The organism is Lentzea sp. NPDC055074 (assembly GCF_053608005.1).
The window spans coordinates 146,743-172,639 of the sequence record NZ_JBSGUQ010000015.1; the positions used below are offsets into that span (position 1 = coordinate 146,743).

Annotated in this window: 19 protein-coding genes; 9 read left to right on the forward strand and 10 right to left on the reverse strand. The window is 69.6% G+C overall.

Annotated features, from left to right (window positions below):
• Nucleotides 1–146: 146 nt before the first annotated feature.
• The 4 genes from ACWF7A_RS30095 (at nucleotide 147) to ACWF7A_RS30110 (ending at nucleotide 4,282) form a co-directional block, all read left to right on the forward strand.
• Complete coding sequence (locus ACWF7A_RS30095; RefSeq protein WP_452253866.1) at nucleotides 147–1,055, forward strand: DMT family transporter; 909 nt, start codon at nucleotides 147–149, stop codon at nucleotides 1,053–1,055.
• Nucleotides 1,052–1,693 (forward strand): serine O-acetyltransferase EpsC, encoded by a 642-nt coding sequence (epsC, locus tag ACWF7A_RS30100; RefSeq protein WP_452253867.1) that lies wholly within the window; start codon nucleotides 1,052–1,054, stop codon nucleotides 1,691–1,693. Before ACWF7A_RS30095 ends, epsC begins: the two co-directional genes overlap by 4 nt.
• Before the next feature lie 22 nt (nucleotides 1,694–1,715).
• Nucleotides 1,716–2,687, forward strand: a complete 972-nt coding sequence (gene cysK / locus ACWF7A_RS30105) for a cysteine synthase A (RefSeq protein ID WP_452253868.1) — start codon at nucleotides 1,716–1,718, stop codon at nucleotides 2,685–2,687.
• A 416-nt stretch (nucleotides 2,688–3,103) separates the two neighbouring features.
• The gene (locus tag ACWF7A_RS30110; protein ID WP_452253869.1) at nucleotides 3,104–4,282 is read left to right on the forward strand and encodes a serine/threonine-protein kinase; all 1,179 of its coding nucleotides are present in this window, start codon (nucleotides 3,104–3,106) and stop codon (nucleotides 4,280–4,282) included.
• Nucleotides 4,283–4,325: 43 nt separating this feature from the next.
• On the opposite strand, the gene ACWF7A_RS30115 is transcribed toward ACWF7A_RS30110, so the two are convergent.
• From ACWF7A_RS30115 to ACWF7A_RS30125, 3 genes are all read right to left on the reverse strand, one after another.
• Nucleotides 4,326–5,753, reverse strand: a complete 1,428-nt coding sequence (locus ACWF7A_RS30115; protein WP_452253870.1) for a hypothetical protein — start codon at nucleotides 5,751–5,753, stop codon at nucleotides 4,326–4,328.
• Nucleotides 5,754–5,889: 136 nt separating this feature from the next.
• Nucleotides 5,890–6,273, reverse strand: coding sequence for a VOC family protein (locus ACWF7A_RS30120; protein ID WP_452253871.1), 384 nt, complete (start codon nucleotides 6,271–6,273; stop codon nucleotides 5,890–5,892).
• Nucleotides 6,273–7,268: a zinc-binding dehydrogenase gene (locus tag ACWF7A_RS30125; RefSeq protein ID WP_452253872.1), complete on the reverse strand. Its 996-nt coding sequence runs from the start codon at nucleotides 7,266–7,268 to the stop codon at nucleotides 6,273–6,275. The genes ACWF7A_RS30120 and ACWF7A_RS30125 overlap by 1 nt, the downstream gene beginning before the upstream one ends.
• Before the next feature lie 49 nt (nucleotides 7,269–7,317).
• Between ACWF7A_RS30125 and ACWF7A_RS30130 the strand changes: the two genes are divergently transcribed.
• Nucleotides 7,318–7,887 carry a TetR/AcrR family transcriptional regulator gene (locus tag ACWF7A_RS30130; RefSeq protein WP_452253873.1) on the forward strand — a complete coding sequence of 190 codons (570 nt, stop codon included), beginning with the start codon at nucleotides 7,318–7,320 and terminating at the stop codon, nucleotides 7,885–7,887.
• Nucleotides 7,888–7,951: 64 nt separating this feature from the next.
• On the opposite strand, the gene ACWF7A_RS30135 is transcribed toward ACWF7A_RS30130, so the two are convergent.
• Nucleotides 7,952–8,515: a TetR/AcrR family transcriptional regulator gene (locus ACWF7A_RS30135; RefSeq protein ID WP_452253874.1), complete on the reverse strand. Its 564-nt coding sequence runs from the start codon at nucleotides 8,513–8,515 to the stop codon at nucleotides 7,952–7,954.
• Between the two features lie 100 nt (nucleotides 8,516–8,615).
• On the opposite strand from ACWF7A_RS30135, the gene ACWF7A_RS30140 reads away from it, so the two are divergent.
• The 4 genes from ACWF7A_RS30140 to ACWF7A_RS30155 all read left to right on the forward strand — a co-directional run bounded on the left by ACWF7A_RS30140 (nucleotide 8,616) and on the right by ACWF7A_RS30155 (nucleotide 18,483).
• Nucleotides 8,616–9,527: an NmrA family NAD(P)-binding protein gene (locus tag ACWF7A_RS30140; RefSeq protein WP_452253875.1), complete on the forward strand. Its 912-nt coding sequence runs from the start codon at nucleotides 8,616–8,618 to the stop codon at nucleotides 9,525–9,527.
• 504 nt (nucleotides 9,528–10,031) lie between these two features.
• Nucleotides 10,032–14,735 carry a hypothetical protein gene (locus ACWF7A_RS30145; RefSeq protein WP_452253876.1) on the forward strand — a complete coding sequence of 1,568 codons (4,704 nt, stop codon included), beginning with the start codon at nucleotides 10,032–10,034 and terminating at the stop codon, nucleotides 14,733–14,735.
• Nucleotides 14,687–16,402, forward strand: a complete 1,716-nt coding sequence (locus ACWF7A_RS30150) for a phosphotransferase (RefSeq protein ID WP_452253877.1) — start codon at nucleotides 14,687–14,689, stop codon at nucleotides 16,400–16,402. Before ACWF7A_RS30145 ends, ACWF7A_RS30150 begins: the two co-directional genes overlap by 49 nt.
• Nucleotides 16,399–18,483, forward strand: coding sequence for an ATP-binding protein (locus ACWF7A_RS30155; RefSeq protein ID WP_452253878.1), 2,085 nt, complete (start codon nucleotides 16,399–16,401; stop codon nucleotides 18,481–18,483). The genes ACWF7A_RS30150 and ACWF7A_RS30155 overlap by 4 nt, the downstream gene beginning before the upstream one ends.
• Before the next feature lie 117 nt (nucleotides 18,484–18,600).
• On the opposite strand, the gene ACWF7A_RS30160 is transcribed toward ACWF7A_RS30155, so the two are convergent.
• The 6 genes from ACWF7A_RS30160 to ACWF7A_RS30185 form a co-directional block, all read right to left on the reverse strand.
• Complete coding sequence (locus ACWF7A_RS30160; protein ID WP_452253879.1) at nucleotides 18,601–18,939, reverse strand: hypothetical protein; 339 nt, start codon at nucleotides 18,937–18,939, stop codon at nucleotides 18,601–18,603.
• A gap of 500 nt (nucleotides 18,940–19,439) precedes the next feature.
• Nucleotides 19,440–20,657, reverse strand: coding sequence for a vWA domain-containing protein (locus ACWF7A_RS30165; RefSeq protein WP_452253880.1), 1,218 nt, complete (start codon nucleotides 20,655–20,657; stop codon nucleotides 19,440–19,442).
• Nucleotides 20,654–21,859, reverse strand: a complete 1,206-nt coding sequence (locus ACWF7A_RS30170; protein ID WP_452253881.1) for an AAA family ATPase — start codon at nucleotides 21,857–21,859, stop codon at nucleotides 20,654–20,656. The genes ACWF7A_RS30165 and ACWF7A_RS30170 overlap by 4 nt, the downstream gene beginning before the upstream one ends.
• A gap of 84 nt (nucleotides 21,860–21,943) precedes the next feature.
• A complete protein-coding gene (locus ACWF7A_RS30175; RefSeq protein WP_452253882.1) occupies nucleotides 21,944–23,248 on the reverse strand; it encodes a hypothetical protein in 1,305 nt (434 codons plus the stop codon).
• Between the two features lie 130 nt (nucleotides 23,249–23,378).
• Nucleotides 23,379–23,765, reverse strand: a complete 387-nt coding sequence (locus tag ACWF7A_RS30180; RefSeq protein WP_452253883.1) for a hypothetical protein — start codon at nucleotides 23,763–23,765, stop codon at nucleotides 23,379–23,381.
• Nucleotides 23,762–25,879 carry an NACHT domain-containing protein gene (locus tag ACWF7A_RS30185; protein WP_452253884.1) on the reverse strand — a complete coding sequence of 706 codons (2,118 nt, stop codon included), beginning with the start codon at nucleotides 25,877–25,879 and terminating at the stop codon, nucleotides 23,762–23,764. The genes ACWF7A_RS30180 and ACWF7A_RS30185 overlap by 4 nt, the downstream gene beginning before the upstream one ends.
• Nucleotides 25,880–25,897: the final 18 nt, after the last annotated feature.

Genomic DNA, 25,897 nt, shown 5'->3' on the forward strand with positions numbered 1-25,897 from the left:
CAGGGCCTTTCGCTGTGTCCGTCACCGCTACTACCAGTCGGGAGGCGCGAATGGTTGCCCTGGTGGCTGATCGCTCTAGTACGCCCCGAGCGCGTACTGCTGAAGTGTCCAGATGACTACTGCCAGCTAACCCGAATCGAGATGCAATGGACAAGGCATCCGTCGCGCGCTTCCTGCTGCTGGCGCTGCTGTGGGGAAGCAGCTTCACCTTCATCAAGGTGTCCCTCGAAGGTCTGACACCGGGACAGCTCGTGCTCGGCAGACTCGTCCTCGGCGCGGCGGTGCTGCTCTCGATCGCGGCCGTCCGCAAGGTCACCCTGCCGCGGTCCGCGCAGGTCTGGGGCCACATCGCGGCCGCCGGCCTGTTCGGCAACGTGATCCCGTTCCTCCTGCTGTCCTACGGCGAGAAGACCACGGGCGCGGGCATCGCGGGCGTGCTCATCGGTGCCACCCCGTTGCTGACGCTGGCGCTCGCCACGGCCGCGCTGCCGACCGAGCGGGCCACGTCGCGCAAGGCGATCGGCCTCGCGCTGGGGTTCGTCGGCGTGGTGCTGCTGATCGGGCCGTGGCACGAGTCGCTCGGCTCGCTCAACGGCCGGATGGCCTGCTTCGGCGCGGCTGTCAGCTACGCGATCGGCTTCGTGTACGTGCGGAAGTACCTGTCGCCGCTCGGTGTGGCGCCTTTGGCGCTCGCCGCGTCGCAGCTCGTGGCGGCGGCCGTGCTGCAGGCGGTCGTGACGCCGTTCCTCGCCTGGCGCACGCCCGGCTTCACCGGTCCGGTGACGCTGAGCATCGTGCTGCTCGGGGTGTTGAGCACCGGGTTGGCCTACGTGCTCTACTTCCGCCTCATCGGTGACGTCGGTGCCACCACGGCCTCCGCCGTCAACTACGTGGTACCGGTGTTCGCGGTGCTCGTCAGCGTGCTGTTCCTCGGTGAGCACGTCACGTGGAACCTCTTGGCCGGTGGCCTGGTCGTGCTCGTCGGCGTGGCCTACGCGGAGAACCGGGTCGGTCAGCTGCGCAAGGAGAAGGCCACCGCGGGAGCGGTCCGATGAACCCGCGGGCGCTGTTCCGCACGATCACCGCCGACCTCGACATGGTCATGGACCGCGACCCGTCGATCCTGTCCCGCAGCGAGGCGTTGCTGCACCCCACTGTCATCGCGCTCTGGGGTCATCGCGTGTCGCACGTGTTGCACCTGCGGGGACACCGGCGCAGCGCCCGGCTGGTCATGGTCGTCGCGAGGTTGCTGACCGGGGGCATCGAGATCCACCCCGGCGCGACGATCGGCCGCGGCTTCTTCATCGACCACGGCGCGGGCGTGGTGATCGGCGAGACGGTCGTCATCGGTGACGACGTCACGATCTTCCACCAGGTGACGCTCGGCGCCGTCGGGTGGTGGCACGACAACCAGCGGCCCGAGGGCTCGCGGCGGCACCCGAAGCTCGGCGACCGGGTCGTCGTCGGGGCCAACGCCACGATCCTCGGCCCGGTCACCATCGGCCACGACTCCGTGGTGGGCGCCCAGGCGCTCGTGATCCGGGACGTGCCGGCGGACTCCCGCGTCCTCGCCCCGTTCTCCGTCCCGAACCTGAGGTCGAGCCGCAGCGTCGCGAAGGCGGCCCGGCCTCGCCAGTCCGTCGTGGTCGCGGGGCAGAAGCACAAGGGAGCGGCAGTCTTCCCCAGCTGGTGACACCTAACCGATCGGAGTGCTCGTGAACACCCGACTCAGTCAGCCCCTCACCAAGCGGCCGCCCGCCGACTCGCTGGTCGACCTGATCGGCGGCACACCCACCGTCAGGCTCGACCTCGGCGTCACCACCGCGAACCTCTACGCCAAGCTGGAGATGGCGAACCCGCTGTCCAGCGTGAAGGACCGCGCCGCGCTCTACATGATCAACGGCGCGGAGGAGCGCGGGCAGCTCACCAGGGGCTCGGGCACGATCGTCGAGGCGACGTCGGGCAACACCGGCATCTCCATGGCGGCGATCGCGGCCGCGCGCGGCTACAAGTGCGTGATCGTGCTGCCGGACAGCGCGACCAGCGAACGCCTCCAGCTGCTGCGCGCGTTCGGTGCCGAGATCGTCCTGACGCCCTACCAGGACGGCTACGTCGCGGCGATCGCCAAGGCCGAGGAGATCTACCGCGAACGGCCCGGCTCGTGGTTCGCCTGCCAGCACGAGAACTCCGACAACGTGGCCGCGCACCACGCCACCACCGGGCCGGAGATCTGGAACGACACCGACGGCGAGATCGACGTCTTCGTCTGTGGCGTCGGCACCGGCGGCACGCTCAGCGGTACCGCGAAGTACCTGAAGGAACGCAACCCCGCCATCCGCGTGGTCGCGGTGGAGCCGGAGGGGTCACCGGTGCTCAGCCAGGGATGGGGCGGCCTGCACCGCATCCCCGGCCTCAACGGCGGTTTCGTCGCGGCGACGACCGACGTCGACCTCATCGACGATGTCCTGACCGTGTCCAATGAGGACGCTTACGCCACGGCGCGCGAGCTCGCCAGGACGGCGGGACTGCTCGTCGGCGTCTCCTCCGGCGCGGCCGCCCACGCCTGCCGAGTGCTGGCCGGACGGCCCGAGTACGCGGGCAAGAACCTGGTCACCGTGTTCCCGGACACGGGCGAGCGCTACCTCTCGTGGTTCAACCAGGACGACATCGCCAGCAACGAGGCGTGACCAGGAGTACTTCCGAGGCCTCTCCGAGATTTGCGTGGACGGCAACCAGCCCGGCGAGGACGAGCTGCTGACGCTGTTGGCGAAGTGCGACCAGTTCGAGGTCACGATGAACGGCTTCGACGTGCCGAACCGGGGTCGGCACCGAGGTGAGACGCGCCCCTGGGCAGGGCACGACGAAAGGAACCCGCGACGGCGGCCGGACGCTCGAAACGGCCGCCGTCGCGGCGCTTTCCCGCTGGTGCCGCGAGTCCTCGCCTCCCGAGCTGGAGCCTGGTCAGCGGCCCGCTCGTGTCTCAACTGGTGGTTTGACGGTTGACAGTCGGGCCACGGGTGGAATATTCCAACCCCGGCAGAGTGTCCGGCGCGGTCTGGTGGGCGGGGCCACCCGACCGGCGCCGCCGGCGACGAGGTGACGAATGACAGAGGAGTTACCGGAGATCCCCGGGTTCCGGTACGTCCGACCGCTGGGCAAGAACGTCCACCTGTACCGCGCCGCGGACGGCGAGGTCGCGGTGAAGCTGCTCGTCGACCCGCCGCGGGCAGGCGAGATCAGGACGGTGGCGGGCCTGGGGCATCCCGGGATCGCGAGCGCGGACCGCGCCGGACGGACCCGCGCGGGTCTGCCGTACCTGGTCATGAGGTACTTCCCGGACGGTGACCTGGCCGCCGCGGCGCCGTTGCCCTTCGCGCGGGTGCTGGAGATCGGGATCGAGGTCGCCGACGCGCTGCACGCCGCGCACAGGGCTGGTGTCCTGCACCGGGATGTCAAGCCCGCCAACGTTTTTTGCGGCGAGCGCGGGCAGGTGTACCTGACCGACTTCGGCACCACCGGCGGTGACCACCTGCTGTGGTCGGCGCCCGAGGTGATCAGCAGCGGCACGCACTCCGTCCGTGCGGACGTCTTTTCGCTCGGTGCGACGCTGTGGCACCTGCTCGCGGGCTACTCGCCGTTCGTGGTGCCGCGCGGGGACAACTCCCGTGCGGCTATCACGCAGCGGATCCTGCTCGGCGCCACGCGGCCGTCGGGCCGGGCACCGCAGCCGCTGGAAGACCTGCTGCGCCAAGCGATGGCAGCCGACTCGGCCGTGCGACCGGCGTCGGCCGGTGAGTTCGCCGAACGGCTCCGGCGGATCCACGAGGAGTCGGCTCCCACGGCCGCGCTGGCGGCGGTCGTCGTCCCGGCGGCGGATGTGCCCGCGCGCAGGAGGGCCCGGTGGCCGGTGTACGCCGGGGTCGCCGGTGCCGTCGCCGTCGTCGGAGTGACGAGCGCGCTTCTCATGCAGGAAAAGGGTTCCCTGGAGGTGCCGGTCGGTGCACAGCCGGACAGCGCCGCCGGGAGCGGAGCCCCCGGCAACGCCGTGGTCACCGCGAGCCGGGTGAACCCGCAGACGCTCCGCTTCGCGTGGACCTACCCGTCACCGCGGCCCGGTGACACCTTCGTCTGGCGTACCAACGACGAGCTGAAGACCGGCACCGTCGGCGAGCCGTCGGTCGAGCTGCCCGCGTCGGGCACGCTGTGCGTCGAGGTGCGGGTCGTGCGGGCCGGCGGCGAGTCGGACGCGCGTGACTGGTCGCCGGAGGGCTGCGGCTTCTGACCCGCGGGGCCGGGCAACGCCGTCGTCGCCCGGCCCGTTCGGCCTACCCGGCGGCCACGACGGTCGTCTCGACCACGCGCTCGTTGTCGACGGGGTTGTTGTCGTCACGGCCGTCGAGGCGCACGCGCGCCTTCAACGTCGCCTTGCCCAGCGCCGCGTCGTCCGCCGAGTAGGTGTAGTCGAACGGCACGACCAGCGTGCCGTCCTCCGCCACCTGCCCGCGCACCGTGCCGACCACGTCGTGGTAGCCGTCCCACCTGCGGCGGAGCAGTTCGACGACGACGGCCTCGGCGTAGCGGGTGCTCGTGACCGACACCGCGACCCGTCCGGTCTCGCCGACCGTCGCGGTGGCGGGCCCGGCCACGTCCGACACCATCACGTCGTGCGTCTCCACCTTCAGGGTGCGGGTGGTGGAGCCGGAGCGGCCGTCGGCCGTGTAGCCGGAGATCGTCACCTCGTACTCGCCATCGGTGGTGTACCGGTGCCGGACCTCCGGCGTGCCGGGCACCGCCGGGATCGGGGCGGTCGCGCCGTCCCCGAACCGCACCTCGCCGCCCGCGAGCCAGCGTACCGCCGGGTCGCCCGGATCGATGCCGAACCGGACGTCGTCGAAGACACCGGGCTGCTGGGGCGACACCCAGTAGGCGTGGGGCTCGATCCGCGGCGCCTCGGCAAGCCGCAGCGACAGCGGCCCCGAGCCGTAGATGCCGTCCGAGACGCGCACGTAGTAGGTTTCGCCGGGCGTGGCGGCGAAGATGGCCGGGTCGTGGGAAGTCTGCCGGCAGTCGACCTCGGTCAGCGCGCTGCCGCGGAACACGGCGACACCCGGCCCGTTCAGGTCCTGCGTCACCTTCGCCGAGACGAAGAGGGCCTGGTCGGCCGTGTAGCGGTACCAGAGCGACCGGGTGGACGAACGGTCGCAGCTCGGCTTCGGTTCGTTCGTCTCCAGCGAGGCGGGACCGGTGTCACCGGCGGCGTCGGTGTCGAGCCGCACGTCCACGGCCGCCGAGAGGTCGTCGTTGGCCGACCGCGGTACGAGCTCGAGCCCGAACGTGACGGGCCCGGCGAACCGGTTGTCCTGCAGCAGGAAGTGGTAGGTGGTGCCGGCGGTGACCGCGAAGGTGTCCGAACCGCCGCCGTGCGGGTGCTGGCAGGCGCCCGGTGTCCAGGTCAGGGCGCCGCGTGCGCCGGTGTAGGCGGAGATCGAGGGCTTCTGGTCGTCCGGGCGATCGGTCGTCATCCGGGCGAAACCGTCGGCGGGAGCGGTGTAGCGGAACCAGACGCTGCCGGTGCTCCACCCGCAGTGGGACGGGTCGTCGGCGCCTGGTGTGGCGTCGCTGGTGTCCACTGTGGACGAGAACGGGAGCGAGGTGATCGCGGTGGCGCCGGCGAAGTCGTCGTTGGACGGTGCCGCCGAAGCGGCGCCGGGCGCCAGCGCCGCGGTCAGCACGACCGCGGCACCGATGGTCAAAGCACGCAAATGGAACCCCAGTTTCCACGGGCCGCTTCCGTGCGGCCCCTCGATGCCTGGAGACGCACCGGGCGGCGCTGGGGATGCTTCGTGTGGAAAGTTGCGCCTTGTGCCGCAGGGAAGTGCGGCCAACAGGTCACTTGCGTTGCTCGGCCACCAGCCAACAGAGGCAGAACGGATGCCCGGCGGGGTCGGCGTAGACCTGGAAGTCGTCGCCCTCGGTCCTGCCCAGCGCCGGCCTCAGCACCGTGGCGCCCAGGGCCATGACCTGCTCGTGCGCCTCGGCGAAGTCCTCCACCCACAGGTCGAGGTGGATCTGCTGCTTGGTCGGGCCGTCCGGCCACTGCGGCGGCGTGTGGTCGGGGGCGAGCTGGACGCCGACCCGCGGCACGCCGTCGACGACCACCATGTGCCAGTCGTCGTCCTCGTCCACCTTGCCGCCGAGCACTCCGGCCCAGAACCGGCTCTCCGGCGCGAGATCGGCAGCGTCGAAGGTGATGACCTCGAATTTGATCCGCATCACCGCATTCTGCCAACGGCCGCGGTGTCCCGCACCGCAGCCGGCCGGGCAAGCAGCACGAAGCGCCCGAAAACCTCGCCCGCGTCCATCTTGCGGTGGGCGAGCGCCGCGTCCTCCAGCGGCAGCCGCTCGTGCACCACGGTCTGCAGCTCTCCGCGGGCCGCGGCGGCGAACTGCGCGGCACGCACCGCACGTCTGTCCGCTTCGGACACGCTGGCGGCACTGAAGGTCGCGAACGACAACGACTTCTGGAACGCCGCCATCATCCGGCCGCTGATCTCCGGTGGCATGCCGCCGACGGCGCCGACCACGACGATCCGTCCGTTCGGACTCAGCCTGTCGACGAACGACGGCAGGTCCGGCCCGGCCACGACGTCGATGATCACGTCGAATCCGCCGGGAAAGCCCGCGCCGGACCGGTCCAGCACGTCGGTAGCGCCGAGTGCGCGGAGCCGGTCGCCGCGCGCGGCCGACGACGTGGTGACCGCGATCGTCCCGGCACCGCCCAGCGCCGCGAGCTGCACCGTCGTGATGCCGAGGCTGCCCGCCGCGCCGCGCACCAGCACGGACTCGCCGGGGGAGAAGCGGGCGTGGGCCAACCCGAAGTGCGCCACCACCCCGGCGCTCCCGAGCGCCACCGCGTCGACGGCGGTGAGGCCGCCGGGAAGCTCGACGAGGTCGCCGGCCGAGGCGACGGCCTGCTCGGCGTACCCACCCCCGGTGCCGGTGGACGCCCACACCCGCCTGCCGACCCAGGAGCCGTCGACGTCGTCGCCCACGGACGTCACGGTGCCCGCGACCTCACCACCCGGAACGTGCCCCTTCCGGAACCCGTAGGAGGCGAGGTCACCACGCCGGACCACGGCGTCGACACCGCCCACCCCGATCGCCTCGACGTCGACCAGCACCTGCCCGCTGCCGGGCACCGGGACCGCGACGTCCACGACCGCCATGCCCTCGGGCCCGCCGAACTCCTGCACCGCAACGGCTCTCATGACACCGAAGCTAGCCGGACGCCCCCGTCCGTTTCGCTAAAGTGAGAGCGTGGCCGATCGTTTGTCTCGGACCGTGCGTTCCGACGCCCGGTACAACCGCGAGCACATCCTCGACGTGGCGCGGGAGGTGTTCGCCGAAGAGGGCCTGACCGCGCCGATGCGGGAGGTGGCCCGCCGCGCCGGAGTCGGTCCCGCCACCCTGTACCGGCACTTCCCGACGAAGGAGCTGCTGGCGACCGAGGCGTTCGCCGACCGGATGCGGGCCTGCGAGACGATCGTGGCGGAAGGGCTCGCGGATCCCGATCCGTGGCAGGGCTTCTGCTCGGTCGTCGAACGGATCTGCGAGCTGCACGCCCGTGATCGCGGCTTCACCGCGGCGTTCACGGCGAGCTTCCCGCACGCGGGTGATTTCGCGGCGCGCCGTGAGGGCACGCTCCGGTCCGTCGCGAAACTGGCGCGGAAGGCCAGGAAGTCCGGCCGGCTGCGTGCGGACTTCGTGCTGGACGACCTGATCCTCGTGCTCATGGCCAACAACGGCATCCACGCCACCTCGACGGTCACTCGCGCCGCCGCGTCCCGGCGCTTCGCCACGCTCGCGATCAGGGCGTTCGAGGCTTAGTCCTCTGTGGACGCACCGTTGCCCGGTAGGTCGACCCGGCACTCCCTCGCGGTCCGCGAGCCGGTCAGGGAGCTGTGAGCGGGCTGATCCCGGCCACCGCCAGCGCGAACAACCGCTCGGCCGACCCCGCCGGATCCCGGTGGTGCTCCGTCACCGTCACGATGCCGACGATCAACGTCACGAGCTCGGCGGCCGTGACGTCCGCCGCGACCGCCCCGTCCGCCACCGCCCGGCGCAGCAACGGCTCGGCGGCCTCGCCGATCGTCGACGCGCAGGAGTTCCCGTCCACCGGATCGCCCTCGAACGCCAGCGCCGTCGCGAGCCCCTTCGCCGTCACGCAGTACGAGACGAGCTCGCCCAGCCACGTGAGCAGCGCCTCCCGCCCGTCGCCCGTCCCGGCCAGCTCCCGGGCCCGGTCGCACAGCACCTCGATCCGGTGCCCCAGCACGGCTTCCAGCAACGCCTGACGGGTGGGGAAGTGCCGTCGCACCGTCGCCGACCCGACCCCGGCCACCCGGGCGATCTGCTCGAGCGAGGCCGCGGCGCCGTGCACGGCGACCTCCTGCTCGGCGACGGCGAGGATCCGCCCGTGGTTGCGCCGGGCGTCGGCGCGCTGGCGATCGGTCATGGCACACCTCGGGGTTGATAAACGGCGGGGCCCGCCATATCGTAGCGAACACCAAAACGGCGGCCCCCGCCGTTTTGTGTCGAGTCCCCCGAGGAGAGCCATGTCCGAGCCAGTTCTGGTCACCGGAGCCACCGGCAAGCAGGGAGGTGCCGCCTTGGAAGCGTTGAAGGCCGCAGGCGTCCCCGTGCGCGCGTTGGTCCGCGATCCCGACCGAGCCACCTCACTGGGCGTGGAACTCGTCGTCGGTGACCTGCGCGACCGCGCCTCGCTGCTCGCCGCGACCAAGGGCGCCGGCGCCGTGTTCTCCGTGCAGATGCCCGAGTTCACCGCCGACGGCTTCGACTTCGAGGGCGAGGTCGCCCAGGCGAGGAACCTGATCGACGCCGCACGGGAGTCCGGCGTCCCGCAGTTCATCCAGACCACAGTCGACGGCGCCGGCGCGCACACCGTGGACGAGCTCTACCCGGTGCGAGCGGCCTCCATGAACGCCAAGGCCGCCATCCAGGACCACCTCCGCGCCGCCGGCTTCGAGCGGTGGACGTTGCTCAAGCCGGGCTTCTTCATGGAGAACTTCCTGCCCTCGTCGGCCTTCCTGTTCCCGCGCGGCGTCGAGGGAGGTCTGGTCAGCTTGCTCAAACCCACCACCCGCCTCTCGCTGGTCGCCGTCCAGGACATCGGCACGGCGGTCGCCGCCGCCGTCGCCGACCCCGGCCGGTTCGACCGCGTCGAGCTGGAGCTCGCGAGCGACCACCTGTCGATGGCCGAGATCGCCGAGGTGCTCTCCGACGCGCTCGGCGTCCGTCTCAATGCACCGGACCTGACCCTGGACGAGGCCCGCGCCGCCGGGATGCCCGAGATGGCCGCCGGGCACGACCGGATGAACGAGACCGGGATGGCGGGCCGTCCGGAGTATGCCGAGGCGCTGGGTCTGCCGCTCACGAGCTTCAGGCAGTGGGCGGAGGGTTGCTTCGGGCCGACCGGGTCGGGTGCAAGGAACGTAGTTGAGTCTTAGCTCGTGCCGTTCTTGAGCGAAGGTGAAATTTACACGCGATTGCTGGCTCGTCGTCAATACCGTGCAGTGCCGATGATCACCTCGTCACTCAATGACCTCGATCGCGTTGGCTCTCGGATCGCCTGGCGTGTCGTGGAGGTCGTTGTGCCAGCCCGGTGGCGATGGGCCAAGGGCGAGATGGGTTGACCGCCTGCCGCGCCGCACGTGGTGTCTTCGGAGCGGGTAATCGGCGGAGATGTGCGCGAAGCAACCCAGTGCGGTCGCCAGGTCCCTCGTGAGGAGCCGGCCGTGCAGCGGTCGAGCGTGGGCCGCCGAGATCGTCAGCTCGGCGTATACGGCCGCACGATGTCGCCCTGAAAAATGGTCCGAATGTGTCGCGGAACGCTGGTCCTGTTTTGGGAAATGTCCACTTAATGTCACGAATTCGTGGAACTCGTCCATTTGTCGGGCGCGCGTACGAGTGAAATAGTTCGACGGAGTGCGAACGCTGTAGATACTCGATGGATGAGCACGATCCGTCTACCTGAGTTCTTGACCGTCGAGTCGTGGGAACGCAACCTCGGCGTCGACGACGGCCCGCTGAACAACGACGGATCATGGAGCGACGAAGCGTTGTACGAGGGTATTCACCTCGATTTCAGCGTGGTGGAGTTCGCCTACCTCGGTGCTTTGGCGCGGGCGTTGCTCCTGTTGGATGCCGCCGTCCGGGACGGTGTTCCGGTGACCGTGATGCTGCCGAACGGGCCGCACGAGGCGGCGGGCATCGAACCGTTTGCAGTCGAGGTGACCGACGGTTCGGTTGAGCGCCGTTGGGCGAGAAAAGCCCGCGCCCGGGCGGAAGCGCTCGCATTCATGAGTGACGTGGGGTTCACGAAGGCCCTGCATGCAGCGCACTGGCCTTCCGGTGCTGTGGAGGTCACGGACGCGGACGGGACCCATGACAACGCGGCCGAGTCGACAGGAAACTACGACCACGCGTTCGACCTGGCGTCCAGGTTGGACGGAGAAGAGTTCCGGCCGCGTCGTATCGTGCCGTTCCGCTGGCTGAGCCGAGATCATGACGTTGAACAGATGTTCAAGAGCGCCACCCGGCGGTTGCTGGACATCGGGTTGTCGGCGGCGGACTCGAGAGCTGTTGGCCATGCCCTGATGACTGAGTTGTTCGACAACGTCGACCGGCACGCCGGGACCGATCGTCTGGAAGTCCCCCACGCCCTGGTAGCGGGTGTGCTGGTGGGGGACTGGCTGTACGCGTCCCGGCAGACGCAGTTGCCGCCTGCCGCCGATCCGCTCATCGACCTGCTGCGCCAGGGGACCGGCAGGTACGTCCTCGACCTCGTCGTGGGCGACAGCGGGCAAGGCCTGGTGAGGAGGCAGACGGGCGACGAAGCCACGAGGGAGGCGGCGAACCGCGTCGTGCTCGCGACGTTCGACGGCAGGCTCACCGCCACAGATGGTCACCGGCGCGAGGCGAACGGGCTTTGGCGGGTGGCTCACCTCGTCCGCGGCTACCGGGGCACTGTTCAGGTGAGCACGGCGGGCATCATCGCCGGCAAGGTGTACGCGCTGCCCGGTGCCCCCGACGTGCAGAGCTACCTTCCGGCGACGGCTCCTGGCACGTTGGTGGAGGTCACTCTGCCGATCGCGGAGACTGCGCCTCGTGCCGAACATGCGCCGTGGCTAGGTCGTTCCAGCCTTGGTGAAGCCGCTCGGCTGGGTGTGCTGGCGTGCAAGTTCGACACCGAGCACGGGCTCGGTCACAACGATCTTCGCCTCGCCAAGATCGCACACGGTGCGGAAGACACGGAGGGTGTCGTTCTCACGGTTCCGGTGCGAAGCGCTCGTGCCTGGCTACCTGACGGCGCGATGAGCATGGCGCTTACACGCGTGGTCGATTTGGCGCAGGAACCGCCACTCAGGTTTGTCGCGGTCCTGTTTCCCGACGCAGATCCGCAGATCGTCGATCTGACCGTTGCGGGCGTCAACGCCACCAGGGCTGAGGACACGAGTCCTGTGCTCGTGCTGGGCGCGGCTGGGCCACCGCACTGGTGTGGTGGCCCAAGTCCGATGCGGAACGTGCTGGACGCCCTGACCGCTGCAGGGGGCGTGCTGACGGCGGAGCTGGTGGAGCGAGCGTGGAAGGACGGCGGTGGTTCTCTGGACGATCTCGCCGCAGGGTTGGCAGCGCACGCACATCTGATCTCCGCTGGGGAGACCGAAACACTGCTCCGCGTATCAGCGGCGGACGTGGTCCGCGCGACGCGGGAGTGGGCGGCGGTGAAACTGGCGGAGCAGGTGGGCCACGGCGGTGCCGGTGTGGCAGTGGGACACTTCCGCACCCCGACGTTGCGTCGCACTAACCGGTGGATCTCGGCAGATCCTCTGGTCGCGGCGACGATCGGAACCGAGCTCACGGCCTGGCTGCTCGCTCGTCAGGTCGAGGAGTGCGTGGTGCTGCCGGCTCGCTCTGGTGATCCGATGGCGGTCGCACGTGTCGCCGCCGCGGTCGAAAGCATCTCGAGACTGCTCAGCGAGTGCCTGTCGGTCGGTGGCAGGTTCTACGAGATGCCGGGCGAGCTCGACCTCGAGGGCATTCAGGTGAGCGACCAGGTGCCACACCACGCGAACGTGGTGTTGTGCACCGACATCGTGTCCTCGGAGAACGCCGTGCGCAGAGCGGTGACCGCAGTGGTGAACAAGGGTGCCGTGCCCGTCGCGATCGTGTGCGTTGTGGACAGTCGTAGCGATCGCAAGCCCATCCGGATGTTCAACCGGGACATCCCAGTCCTGTCGCTGGTGGCGGCAGACCTCGCTGCTGGTGGCGACGAGCGGTCAGATCCTGTCGACATCGACCCACTGCTGCTGGACCCGGTGCGGGTAGCCCCCCAGACGACCGGTCGGACCTTGATAGACGAGGAGACAGTCCTCGACTGGTGCCGCGAAGCCGACTGGCTTCGCTTGGGGCACGTGGAGAGGGTGCCCGGAACACGGCACTTCAGTGCCTACCTCCAGTTCGCGAGCTTGTTCAAACAACCGGCGATCGCGTCCCAGCTGCGCGAGGTCGTGCGCTCGGCCATCGGGGAGGTCGTCCAGCTGTGGAGCAACGGCACTCAGACCGCGGACCCCTTCGGTGAGTGTCAGATCTGGTATCCCGGTCCAGAGGTCGACTACGCCGCACTGCTCGCGCAACTCGTGAGCGACGTGCTGACGGCAGACGGTCGTGAGGTAGACGCGCTCAGAGCGGTCCCTCGTGCGATGGCGGGTGTTCGCTGGACGTTTCCGGCGAGCCTCGACGTGCGTCCCGCACCCGGCACGGTGATCGTCGTGGACTGGGGAACCCAGAGTTCTACCTCGCTGAACCAGATGATCAGGCTGGCGACCGAGTCGGGGGCGACCGCGATCCTGGTACTGGTCCTGCTGAACCAGCTCGACGATCAAGAAGCCGACGCGTTGCGCGGGATCGGGGCCACGCAATCGACACGGTCCGGCGTGTTCGGGCCGATGGTGCCCACCCAGGTGCGGTTCCTCGCAACGAGCAGCCTCGGAGGCGTCTCGGCGCAGAACTGCTCCCTGTGTGAGATGCGGCGCCGGGCAGCGATCATCATCGAGAACGCGCCTTCCGCCTTGCGTGAACATGCCAAACAACTGCGTGAGAGAACCAGGGTCCGCAGTCGTAAGCAGGTCTTCTCCTCTCCTGCCGCCGACGTGTTCAACGTCCCGGTCAATAGCCATGACCTCGCTGACTACCTGCGTTGGCGAGGCCTGTTCGTGCGCGCGCTGCGTGTCACCGAGGCAAGGCAAGAGGTGATGGAGCGGCTGAAGCTCCTGGAGAGTCGTGACGCAGCCAGTCTCGACGGCCTGAGATGGACCCGCAGGAACCTCTTGCGCCTCGCTGCCGCCGAGGAACAGTGGTTGAAGCTTCCTCCGCTGCGTTTTGAGGAGGCCCGTGACCTGCTCGCACGGATCTGCACGGTCGTACTTCGGCAACCTCCGACAACGTCACCGTGGCTGCGCGCTCAGGCGGTGATGGTGATGGTCGCGTCGGCGCCGGGCGAGCTCGTGCGCCTGCTGCCGAGACTCATCGCCCGGACGATCGACGAACCGGTTTTGATCAACCACCTGCTGCTGGAGTGCCACCGAATCCTGGATCGCTCCGCCGCCGACTCGCCGGTGGACCTCGACGAGATGCGGCTGTGCCTTCAGCGATGCCGCAACACACTGGAGAGCATGCTCGACGAGCACGACTCGGTCGTGCGCAAGTACCTCAGAGTGCTCAAGCAGCTCATCGCGGTGCTGGACGCGCAGACGAAGCGCAAGCCACGCAGCGCACAGGAAGCCTGGTACCTGCTGCAAGAGGACTTCCAGCGTCACGTGGAGACCCACAGCATGGAGGCAACGGTTCTGCGGGTCCGGGATTTTGTCGAGGACCTCGTCGTCAGGCCGGCGCCGTCGCACCGGATCGCGGAAGCTGCTGCGGACTGGGAGCGGTGCGCCACCCAGTTGCGTGAACGGGTCATGGTGAGTCTGTCGGCACTGACCGAGGTTCTCGCGGGTGACTACGTGGGCGACCGGCTCGGATTGCAGGAACAGCGCAACGTGCTGGCCATCGCCGAAGGGAGCGGGGTGCGGGAGTTGCGTGAGGTCGAGGACCTGCTGCACGAACTCGAGGAGCTCCCGTGGGACAACGCGAACGAGGAGTGGAGTGCCAAACGAGCGAAGCTGCACGCGAAACTCCTTTGGTGGCACCAGATGTTCATGGCACCGCACGTGAGCGGAACCACCTCGGCCCCTGTGGTCGAGCTGGTGCGCTCGATGCCCGCAGAGCCTGCTGAGAGCGTTGAGCGGATCCTGAGGCCCAAGCACCCCGGGCTCTCTGTGGTGAACCCAGCGGCGGGCATGGGCAACCGGGTCTTCTGCCCGGTTCCCCTGCTGGACAACATTCTCGAACACGTGCTGAACAACCTGAGCCGGCATTCTCAGCCTGGGCAGGTGGTGAACCTCGAGGTGGAACACGGTGTGCGCGACGGGCTCGTCGACCTGGTGGTGCGCAACAGCGGCACCCGCCCGCGGCTACCGGCGGGCCACGGAATGCGGGCGCTCAACGAGAAGCTGCGACCGTTCGGCGGTTCACTGGAAGGCATGCCGAGCGACCGCGGCGTTTGGTCTTTCACCACGAAGGTGACATTTGCGCTCTGGCGAGGAGTGTGATGACCCAAACCATCCGAGGATTGATCGTCGACGACTCGAAGCTGAACTTGAGCAACGTCGTGAACAGGCTGGACACCTATCTCCACCAGCTGGAGTGGATGGTGGACTGGGAGAAGCTGACCGATCCGGACGAGGCTTTCCGGTCGCTTTCCCGTCGCGACGGGTTCGACCTGGTGGTCATCGACCTGCTCTTCGAACGTCCCGACATGGAGTACGAGGAGGTGCGCGGACACGAGCTCGTCGAGCTCGCGAGGCAGAACTCTCCCAACGCCTTCGTGCTCGTGATCAGCAGCGGAGACAAGAACAGGCCGGATCTGTTCTCCGAAGCGGAACAGGCGGGCGCCCACAGAGTGCTGCGCCGACGCGAGTTCACCACCGACTCGAAGGACAAGCACCCTGCGGTCATCGCTCGTGACATCCGGAAGCACCTGCTGGAGAACGGGTCGGTCCGGGAGATTCCCGTTACCGCGGACCGCCACGATCCATCCGTGCAGTCGTTCCTGTTCGACATCGGCGAAGCCACGTTGCCTCTCCTGCACCAGCAAGTGCTGGATGCGACGAAGGACTTGGCGACCACGATCGAGGTGCGCTACCTGGCGCCGGGGGCTTCGGGTGCGTCGGTGTGCGAGACCGTCGCTCGGCTCAAGCGGGGTCAGACGGTCCACCACGTGCTCAAGGTGAGCCGCGCGCTGAGCGCCCTGCAGACCGAGACGGACAAGGCACTGCTCGCGAGGCAGTCTTTACCGTCTCGCTTCTTGGTTCCGATTCACCCCGACCGCCCGGTGGGGCCGATCAACGGCTGGTACGCGACGGGCGCTCCCCGTGACCAGAAGGTGGTGACGCTGAGACAGTGGCTAGCCAGCGGCCCCGCGCCCACTCAGGTGGAGGAGCTGTTCGAGGCGTTGTTCGCCCTGTGTCTGGGGCCGATGTACCGCGACACTCTTGAGCAGGTGCGCGAACAACCGCTGGACTTCCTGGACTTCAAGCATTACAAGCAGCGGCTCATTTTGTACGCGATCGAGGAGCTCGTTCCGTGCTTGGTCCGGCCAGAGGGTGGGGGTATCGGTGAGGCGACAAAGCTGCGGGCGGATCTCAGTGCGTTCGTGACAGAACGACGGATGACAGGCGTCCTGACCCGGCAGGTACCCGCGACGTGCTTTCTCACCTACGCACACGGTGATCTGCACGGTGGCAACATCCTTCTGTACGACGGGAAGCACCCTGCTCCGGCGCTGATCGACTTCAGTGAGTTCGGCCCGGCACATTGGGCGACCGACGTCGCACGTCTGGCTGTGGACCTGGTTCTGCGGGTGGTCGACACGGGAGCAGAGTCGATGTTCTTCACGGGCATCGGTTCGTGGCGGAGACTGGTCGATGCTGTCGGTGACCTGTCGCCTGACCTCACCGCCGCTTCACGTACGCCGGCGACGAGCGCGGCGCTGGCGGGTCTCAAGTGGATCGTGGAGCACCTGCGAGAGATCTGTCCGCCGTTGCAGGAGAACTTCGACGCGCACGTGTGGGAGTGGCACGCGGCGTTGTCGGTGTACCTGCTAAGAGGGACCTATCGGCACGAGATACCGGGACCCAAGAGGGCATTGGCCCTCCTGGCTGCCCATGACCAGCTGCTGAAATCAGTCTCAGCGTTGCGCCGGGCAGAGGCGTTGTGAGCACCGGGGACGTCACGCACAACATTGCCAAAGGACGGATCGAGAAGATCGTGCAGGCGGGTACGGTGCACGGCGGAGTGCATCTTCACGGTGGCGGGTCGCTGCCAACTCCTCACCAGCTTCCTCACGACATCACCGCGTTCAGCGGTCGCGAACAGGAACTACGTGCGCTGGACGCCCTCGTCGGCAGGCGAAGCACGGTGTGCCTGGTGACCGGGCCACCGGGAGTCGGCAAGACCGCGCTGGTGGTGCGTTGGGCGCACAGGGTCAAGGCAGACTTCCCCGACGGACAGCTTTACGTCAATCTCGGCGGTTTCGACCGGTACAACGCCCCTGCGAATCCCAGTTCAGTGTTGGACGACTTCCTCACTGCGCTCGACATCCCGCCTGATCGGATCCCGTCAGTGCTCGACGGCAAAGCAGGACTTTTCCGGTCGCTGCTCGTCGATCGGACGATGTTGCTCCTGCTCGACAACGCTCGCTCACCCGAGCAGGTTCGGCCGCTGCTGCCGGCCGCACCGCCGAGTCTGGTCGTGGTGACGGGACGCGGCGTGATGCCGGGCATGGTGGCCGAAGACGGGGCGGAGTCCATCGAAGTGCGTCCACTGTCGCGCTCGAACGGCGCCCTCATGCTGACGATGGTGGTCAGCACTCGCCGCGACAGCCACACGGATTCGGAGCTCGCGCGGCTGTCTGAACTCTGCGGCGGACTTCCCCTCGCCTTGCGGATCGTGTCGCAACGACTCGTTGTGTCGCCGTACCTTCCGCTGAGCGAGATCGTGGACGACCTGGCTGCAGAAAACTCGAGGCTGGGGGAACTCGTTTCCGAAGATGACTCGTCGGCGGTGCGGACTGCGTTCTCGTGGTCGTACGAGGCGCTAGCGGCTGAACCCGCGAGGATGTTTCGCTTGTTGGGCTTGCACGGCGGCCCGCATTTCGACGCGGCGACCGCGGCCGCTGTCGCTGACCGCCCGATTGCGGGCACACGCCGGTCCCTCGCCTCACTCGTGGCAGCGCACCTGGTCGAACACGGTGCCCGGAACCGATACCAGTTTCATGACCTGCTGCGGTTGTACGCGCTGGAAAGGGTGACGACCGAGTGCACAGCGGCTGAGCGAGAGGCGGCTGTGCAGCGACTCGTTCAACGCTATCGAGCTGTCGCGGGTGGTGCTTGTGAGGTCATCCGATCGGTTCGTCCTCCGTTCAAGGCAGAACCTCGATCACGAGAGTTCGAGGACTACGACAGTGCGTTGACGTGGCTGGACGACGAGCGCGAGAACCTGCTTGCAGCGGTGAGGCAGGCGTCGATTCTCGGATCTCCGGAACTCGCCTGGCGGTTGGCGGGAACGTTGTGGGCGTACTTCGACCTGCGCAAGGCATTCGGCGCCTGGGGAGAGATGCTGGAGACCGGACTCGCTTGTGCCCGACTTTGCCGGGACGAGCTGGGGATCGGCCTGATGTTGCTGGATCTGGGAACCGTCCGCCGTGACCAGGGTGATTTCGAAGCGGGTGCCGCACTTCTCGCTGAGGCACTCGCCGCGTTCGAGCACCTCGGCGACGCCTGGGGTGTCGGATCGTCCCTCATGAAGCTCGGAGACGTGCACCGTGACCTGGCGAGCTATGAGACGTCCCTCAGGTTTTCCGAGCGCGCACTCGAGGTCTGGCGCTCCGGCGCGGATCTGGGAGGCGAGGCGTGGACGCTGCGCAACCAAGGCTTGGTCTACCGGGACCTGGGACGTGATCGTGAGGCATTGGATGCTTTCCGGCGGTGCCGTGAGTTGTTCGAAGAACTGGGTGATGTGCGCGGCGCGGGATCGGCGTTGCGCAACGAAGGAGTTGTGCAACGCGCGCTCGGGGAGCTCATGTCCTCACGACAGAGCCTGGAGCGCGCGCTGGCTGTTCAACGAGCGGCTGGAGATGCCTGGAACGAGGCCTGCACGTTGGAACGCCTCGGGGAGACGTTGCGAGATCTCGGGGAAGATCCACATGAGGTGTGGGTCTCCGCGTTGCTGATCTTCGAGGGCCTGCAGGATCGTCGGGTACCCCGGGTTCGAGCTTTGCTCGACCGTCTTGGCAAGTGACTGAGAAAGGAATTCTGTTCTCGTTGCGCCTGCAAGACGGAGGCTCGGAAAGGATGCGACGTCGACGCCTCCGGCAACTCGATGTCCGATCGAGTCCGATGGTCCGTCCGGTAGGGCTCAGAGCCTCTCCCCGGCGGTCACGAACAGCCGCTCGGCCGCGTCCAGCAGCACCTCGCGCAACGCCGCCGAGGTCGTCGCCACCGCTGCCGCCCGGAACCGCGTGCCAACGCCCATCAGGTCCACCCGGGACAGTCGTTCGCCGTGGTCCCAGTGCGGCGGCACCGGCACGGGCGTCACGGACGGGACGACGACCACCATTCCGCCGATGACCACGGTGACGCCGTGCGGGCCGGACTCGTGCAGGTGCAGCGAGTCGAGGTCGGCGCGGAAGGTGAAGCTCCGGGGTTCCAGCGGCTCGGGCTGGTCGGTGTGGTCGCCCGCCGGGTCCTCCGGCATCTCCCTGGTCCGGACGGACTTCTCCGGTGTCAGTTCCAGCCTGTCACCGGCCGCGTGTAGGTGCCTTCTTGGGTGCGGCGAAAGACGAACCGGCCCGCGGGCACGTTGTGTTCCATTGCTTCCCGGGACGCGTACCGGCCGTCGGCCGAGAAGCGGTGGCGCATCTCGGTGCAGACCCACTCGCCGACGATCCGGGCAGGGCTCGAATCGCCGGCGGGCGGGGGAGGGGCGCAGGCAGGACCCGCGCTCGGCGGTGGTGCGGACGAACTCGGCGGACGTCGTGGCGGCGCGAACGGGCCCGTGCACCCCGGCCTGGGAAAAGACGGTGAAAACCACGATGAATGCGACGATAAGACGCCTCGGCGCAGGTGCTGCCATGGCGGCGACTATACGTTCGTCACGCGGAAGAAGGCATGGAGAATATTTGTCTTGGCGTTCGATTGGGATATCTGTTGCGGAACTGAGAAATCGCCGGAAATGGCTTTCCGTTCACGACGCGGTCAGCCGATGGTCACCACCCTCGCCCACGACGGCGGAGCGTCCGGCCGGTAGTCGGGATCGTCCTCGTCGACCTGGGACGGCCGCGGGAACAGGCCCACCACCGTCCGGCAGGAAGGCGCCGCCTCGGGCCAGGGCGTCTGGCCGTCGGTCAGGACGACCACGACGTCGGGACGGGAGTGCAGGGCCTTGGCGAATCCCTCGCGCAGGTCCGTGCCGCCCCCGCCCACCAACGGGATTCCCTCCGCCCGGCACAGCGGACCGGTGACGTGGGCGGCGGCGTCGCACGACACCACCGAGACGAGGTCACGCCGCCCGCCGACGGCGCGGACGATCTCGGCGATCTCCAGGATCGCGCTGCCCAGCTCGGTGTCGCTCACCGAGCCGGACGTGTCGACGATGACGACGACCCGCGGCGGCCGGCGCCGCAGGCTCGGCATGATCACCTTCGGGACACCGGCAGACCTGCGCGAAGGCCGGCCGTAGGTGTAGTCCTCGCCCACACCAGGACCGGAGACGGCCGACCGGACCGCCGCTCCCAGCAGCACCCGCCACGGCTGCGGCGGGTGGAACACCTCCTCCGCCCAGCGCAACCAGCCCTGCGGGACGGAGCCGGGATGGCCCTTGATGCTCTGCGCCACGCGGAACCGGACGGCGTCCTGCTCCTGCGCGGTGAGCACCTGCGCGCCGTCCGGCCCGAGGTCCCACGCGCGTTCCAGACCGTCGGCACCGCTGCCGCAGTCGAGCCAGGCGAACGCGTTGGTGTGCGGGCCGAGCCGGAACTGCCGCAGATAGTCCTCCATCAGCTGTCCCGGCGTCAGCCTGAGGTCCGCCGGGCGCACCGCGTCCTTCGGGCACACCAGGCCCTCGCCGAAGACGTCGTCGTTGATCTCGCAGTCCGCCGCGATGTTCATCCGCAGCCGTTCGCCCGGCCCGGACAGTTCGTGCCGCGCCCCGAACCGGTCGCCGCGGCCGTGGTGGTCGCGGATCAGGTGGGAGACCTCGTGCACCCAGATCCCGGCGAGCTCCTCCACCGGTCTCCTGTCGACGAACGCGGGGGAGACGTAACAGCGCCAGTGCCGGTCCACGGCCATCGTCGGAACGTGCCTGGACTCCACCACTTTCAGCGCGAACAACGCCGTCGCCAGGTACGGCTGGCACCGCACCGCGTACAGCCGGGCGGCGAACAGCTTCTCCTCGTCCAGGGTTCCCGCCGTCATCGGCGGGCACCCGACAGGGCCGCGGTGCGGTCCGCCCGCTGCGACAGCGACACGGCACCGGCCAGCAGTTCGATCTCCGCGGGCACCTCCCAGTCCTCCTGGCGAAACGAGGCGAGCGTCGCCGCCGGGACCACCACCAGATCCGGGGCGCCGGTCTCGACGGCGAGGGTCAGCAGGGTCCACGCCGCCTGCCAGCGGGCCTCGTCCGGCCGGTTGCGCACCGCCGCGACCACCCCGTCGAGCACGACCTGCCGCAGGTCGCCGCGTTCGGGCAGCACCGCGGACGCCGGGTCCGCGAGCAGGTCCTCGGGGTCCGGCAGGTCCATCCGGTCGAGGCTCGCCAGCAGCTCCAGTCCGGGACCGTCGCCCACCGTGCCGCGCACCAGCATCGACAGCACGTCGCGGGAGGTGTCCGCCGCGGTCGCGAACGCGATCAGCCGCAACGCCATCTCCCAGCTGCGCGGGGAAGGCCAGGCACCGCCGCGCAGCGTCTCGTTCTTGGGCATCTGGTGCACGAGGTTCGGCCGCGCGGCCAGCAGTTCGCACACAGCGCGGCGCGCGAACGCCACCGCGTCCGTCAGCCGGTGCGGGGCCAGCGGGGGAAGCGCGGCGACCGGCCAGGTCCCGCCCAGCCCGCGCACCACGACCTCGTGGTCGAACGTCCACTGGAGATGGACGAACCGGTTCGCGAGCGGCGGGCTCAGCTCCCAGCCGTCGGCGGCCGAGGACCGCGGGTTCGCGGCCGCCACGATCCGCACGCCCGGCGGCAGTTTCAGGGCGCCCACCCGGCGTTCGAGGACGACGCGCAGCAACGCTGCCTGGACGGCCGGCGGTGCGGTCGACAGCTCGTCCAGGAACAGCAGACCGCGTCCGGCCTCGACCAGGCGGACCGCCCAGTCGGGTGGCGCCATCGGGACGCCCCGGGTCGCCGGGTCGTCCCCGACCACCGGGAGCCCGGAGAAGTCCGAGGGCTCGTGGACGCTGGCGATCACCGTGGTCAGCGGCAGTTCGAGGGTGTCGGCGAGCTGGGTGAGGGCCGCGGTCTTCCCGATTCCCGGCACACCCCACAGCAGTACTGGCAGGTCGGCGGACACGGCCAGCATCAGGGCTTCGAGCTGGGGGTCGGCCCGCGGCTCGGTGGCCGTGTCGCCGAGCAGGGCGAGCAGATCGGCGGCCACGTCGAGCCGGCGAACGGTTGACACTCCATTGTGGACAGTCATTTCAGGCATGCTTCTTCTCGCCTCGGGTCAAGTCGTGGGCCGTGCTCCGGCCGAAGGGAAAGTGAGTCAGGGGCGGCGGAAGGCCGCGTTGCGACGGGCACGGGTGCCCGTGTGGAGGCAGTCCCCGGCGGGTGGGAGTGCGCGGACGTCGTGGAGTTCCGCCCGGTACAGCCCGTGCACGACCTTGCGCTCGGCCGCCGTCACCAGCTCGTCGCGCAACGGTCCGCTGAGCAGCGGCGCGTCGGGTCCGAGCAGGTCCTCGACGACCGCCAGGGCACCGGCCACGTCGCCGTGGTCCAGCCGGGCGCGGACGTCGTCGAGGTCCTCCGGATGCCGGTGTACGGCGTCGATCGCCTGCAGGCAGGGGAGTCCCCGCCCGCCCAGCGCGACCAGCAGTGCCTCGCGGCGGAGGTCGTCGGCGTCGTGGTCGAGCGGGGTGAGCACCCCGTCGACCACGCCGATCCGGTGCGTGCTGCCACGGCAGTCGACGAGCCGCGGATCCCTTGTGCCGCCGGGACTTCGCGGCGGTCCAGCCGGGTGGTCCGGAAGCAGTGCGGACCTGACGAGGGGGTGCAGCCGGTCGGCGTCGATCGCGCCGGCGTGCCACAGCTCCAGGTCGGGCAGCACCCACGTGGCCGCGTCCGGCAGGACCGGCAGAGCGCTGGTGCGCCGGGAGGCGGTGGCCGCCGACGAGTCCGGGCCGAGCACGATCCGGCGCCGGGAACCGAGCCGGACGACCACGGCGCTGTCCGCACGTCCCTCGGCGCGGAGCAGCAGCTCGGCCTCGGCCGCCCACCGGTGCGTGGCGAGGCCGTCCGACGCGTCGAACTGCTCGACGCCGCACCGTTCTCGCAGCTCCGAGGTCCTGCGCGCGTCCCAGAGGTGACGGTGCAGGTCGAGCCGGAAACGCCGGTCGGGCCGCGGGTGAGGATGCCCGCCCGCCCTGCAGAGCGACCCGGAGCGCTCCCACAGCGCGAGGCTGATCCGTTGCCCCGCGTCAGCCCAGGCCGGCGGTGTGCGGGCGACGAGGTGCACGTCGCCGCCGTCGAGGCGGTAGCGGGCGAGGGAGACGGTCAGACCGGGCCGCAGCAGGCCGTCGGGCCTGATCCGCGGGAAGTGCCACCGGAGCAGGTCCGGTGCCAGGTGACGCAGGTCGGCGCGGACCACGTCCGCGAGCGGCCTGCCGTGGGTGCGGACCAGGCCGCGGAGGGGGATGTCGACGTCGACCCGCGCGGCGGCACAGGCTGCCGACCAGTCGCCGGCCTGACGGCGGGCGGTCGCGGACTCGATCATCGATGCCGGCACGGCGAACTCGCGCACGTGCGACCAGAAGGTGAGGCGGGACTGTCCGTTCACGGTCGAGTGGTGCATCAGCACTCACCTTCGGTGAACGTGACCCCCGATCTGCTCGAGTTGGTGATCATCGAGAAGACCGTAGCAGGCCGCGCAAGAGACTTTCCGGCGCTCGCCGTGCCGATCGCGTCGCCACCGCGTCCTGTGGTCAGTCCGCGGTGGACGGTTCCACCCCTCGCGGAGCGTCCTGCCGGGTCCGGCGCCGGTTCCGCACCACGAGGAGGATCGCGCCGGTCAGGACGGCGGCGATCGACACGACGGTCAGCACGGCCGCCAGGTCGACGTTCTCGTTGTGGGAGTCCAGGTCGCTCTCGGCGTAGGAGACGTACCTCCCCGCCTTCTGCAGCTCCTCGTCCTTCCTCGGGTCGGACTCCTCGTACTGCGACGAGGCGCGGAGCGCGTCCTGCGCCATGGCCGCGTTGCGCTCGGACCGGTCCATGGCCTCCGCGGCGATGGAGTAGTGGCTGGTGCTGACCACGGCGGCGGCGACGCCGAGGACGATCGACAGGATGCCGGTGATCAGGAGGGTTCTCACGGGTGATCGCGCTCCGGGGTCGTGGCGAGGTGGTCGAGCAGGGCGAAGTGGCGGAACCGGTAGCGGGGGCCGTCCTGGTGCAGCACGCCGCGGCGGTGCGCGTCGGCGAGGAACGCCGGCAGCGCCCAGGGAAGCCTGCCGGTGAGCGGGTACCAGAGACGGGTCAGCACGAGCCACTGCGTCCACGCGGTCATGGCCAGTGCGTTGGGGCGCGACGCCATCAGCCACACCAGTGCCGCGACACCGGCGGCGATCCCCAGCGTCACCACCACCGCGGCCTCGGTGCCGAACCCGATCCAGACCTGGAACGCGAGCTGGCGGCCGGCGACGTAGACGAACGCCGTCGCGAGGGCGATCCAGCGCAGGAAGAACACCAGCACCGCCGACACCAGTGCGACGACCGGACGGTCCGGTGACACCGTCCACACGGCCAGCCCGGCCGCGGTGGCGAGGATCCAGCCCGTTCGCACGCTGCTCGCCCGGTCGGCTCGCAGGGCGGTCTCGGCGGTGATCGCGCTGTCCGGGTCCTTGTAGGTCACCGATCCGGCCAGCACACCGGCCGCGACGCCGACGGCCCCGCCGATCGCCACCCCGGCGAAGCTCCGGGTCACCCCTCCGGCCAGCACGCCCAGCCCGAGGCCGACCAGGACGAGCTCGAGCAGGCGCCGGTTGCATCCGAAGTGGACCTGCGCGAGCACCGGTTCCGGGCCGTGGCGCGGGATTCCGACGCCCAGCGCGCAGACCGCGGCGACGATCGCGACGAAGTCCGGGCTGAACACCGGGAGCAGGACGGCGGCGCAGGCCAGCGCCACGAGCGCGACCCGGACCGCGCGGGGCACCCGGTCACGCAGCTGCCACCAGGCGAGGTGCTTGGTGTCCGTCGCGGCGACCTGGGTCGCGAGGAACGACAGCCAGCGTTGCGCGGAGGCCGGTGACCACCGGCGTGCCGCGGGCCCGGCGGTGGGGATGTCGGCGCGGTAGGCGCCCTCGACGAACCCCTCGAGCAGAACGGCGCGGGGGTCGGCGGCGGCCACCAGGTCGCCGGGATCCTCCGGAGACCCGGGCCGGTAGACGGCCTGGGCGAGTCCGATCACGAGCGGGTTGCCGAGCGCGCGGGCCAGCGGTCCGTCCTCGTCGGCGGTGATCCTCTCGGCCACCCTGTGCCAGCGGTCCGTCTCCGCGCGGCCGCCGAGGAACGTCAGCGCCGTCTCGCGCGGCACGGGTTCCAGCTCCACCACCACGGCGCCGGACACCGTGTTCTCACAGGCTTTCACGGCCTGCGCGAACTCGTCGGCACGGCACGTGATCACGACGTGCGCACGGGAGTCCGCGAGTGCCTGGTTGATCTTCCGGAGCGCGTCGGCGCGGACGGCGGGCCCGAGCTCGTCGAGGCCGTCGAGGACCGGGAGGACCCGCTGCTCGTCCACGAGCCTCGCGACGACGTCCTGGCCGAACTTCTCGACCAGCGCCGGGTGGTCTTGCGCCAGATGCCTCTGCAACCACGTGTGCAGGTGAACGGCCGGATCCCACGACGCCAGCGGCACCAGGACCGGCACGGGTTCGGCGGGGTCGCGGTCCTCCACCAGCGCCTTCGTCAGCAGCATCGCCAGCACGCTCTTGCCCGACCCGGCCTCACCGAGCACGACGAGCCGCCGGGCCGGGATCGAGCGGAACGCGGCCAGCACCCCGGTGACGTCCCCGGTCAGCCGCGGACGCGCGTTCGCGGGCAGGGAGCGCAGGCTCTCGTCCCGGAGCACCGACGCGGGGTGGTCGCTGATCTCCGCGCGCCGGGTGACGTGGAACCGGACGGGCAGGGGCGCGGGGTCGAACACCCCGCGCCGCAACGCCTCGTCCGCCCACTCACGGCGCACGGCCACGGCCAGGAACTCCTCGGCCTCGCGCAACGAGCCGGCCGAGACCGACCGCCGCGCCTTCGCGACCTCCAGCGCCACGACGGACGCGGTGAGCACGCCCAGCACGACCCAGATCGCGACCGCCCTCCACGACTCCATGTCCGGCACGGTGTCGGTGGCGACGTTGGCCGCCAGCCCCACCATGACCGTCACGACGACCGAGAGCACGAGTACCGTGTTCTGCGAGGGCCGCCAGCCCATTCAGTTCCCCCTGTGGTT

What these genes read in the sequence shown, in the direction of transcription:
- ACWF7A_RS30095 (WP_452253866.1), top strand. Translation starts at nt 147, where the DNA reads ATGGACAAGGCATCCGTCGCGCGCTTCCTGCTGCTGGCGCTGCTGTGG.
- epsC (WP_452253867.1), top strand. Translation starts at nt 1,052, where the DNA reads ATGAACCCGCGGGCGCTGTTCCGCACGATCACCGCCGACCTCGACATG.
- ACWF7A_RS30110 (WP_452253869.1), top strand. Translation starts at nt 3,104, where the DNA reads ATGACAGAGGAGTTACCGGAGATCCCCGGGTTCCGGTACGTCCGACCG.
- ACWF7A_RS30120 (WP_452253871.1), bottom strand. Translation starts at nt 6,273, where the DNA reads ATGCGGATCAAATTCGAGGTCATCACCTTCGACGCTGCCGATCTCGCG.
- ACWF7A_RS30125 (WP_452253872.1), bottom strand. Translation starts at nt 7,268, where the DNA reads ATGAGAGCCGTTGCGGTGCAGGAGTTCGGCGGGCCCGAGGGCATGGCG.
- ACWF7A_RS30135 (WP_452253874.1), bottom strand. Translation starts at nt 8,515, where the DNA reads ATGACCGATCGCCAGCGCGCCGACGCCCGGCGCAACCACGGGCGGATC.
- ACWF7A_RS30140 (WP_452253875.1), top strand. Translation starts at nt 8,616, where the DNA reads ATGTCCGAGCCAGTTCTGGTCACCGGAGCCACCGGCAAGCAGGGAGGT.
- ACWF7A_RS30145 (WP_452253876.1), top strand. Translation starts at nt 10,032, where the DNA reads ATGAGCACGATCCGTCTACCTGAGTTCTTGACCGTCGAGTCGTGGGAA.
- ACWF7A_RS30160 (WP_452253879.1), bottom strand. Translation starts at nt 18,939, where the DNA reads ATGCCGGAGGACCCGGCGGGCGACCACACCGACCAGCCCGAGCCGCTG.
- ACWF7A_RS30165 (WP_452253880.1), bottom strand. Translation starts at nt 20,657, where the DNA reads ATGACGGCGGGAACCCTGGACGAGGAGAAGCTGTTCGCCGCCCGGCTG.
- ACWF7A_RS30175 (WP_452253882.1), bottom strand. Translation starts at nt 23,248, where the DNA reads ATGCACCACTCGACCGTGAACGGACAGTCCCGCCTCACCTTCTGGTCG.
- ACWF7A_RS30185 (WP_452253884.1), bottom strand. Translation starts at nt 25,879, where the DNA reads ATGGGCTGGCGGCCCTCGCAGAACACGGTACTCGTGCTCTCGGTCGTC.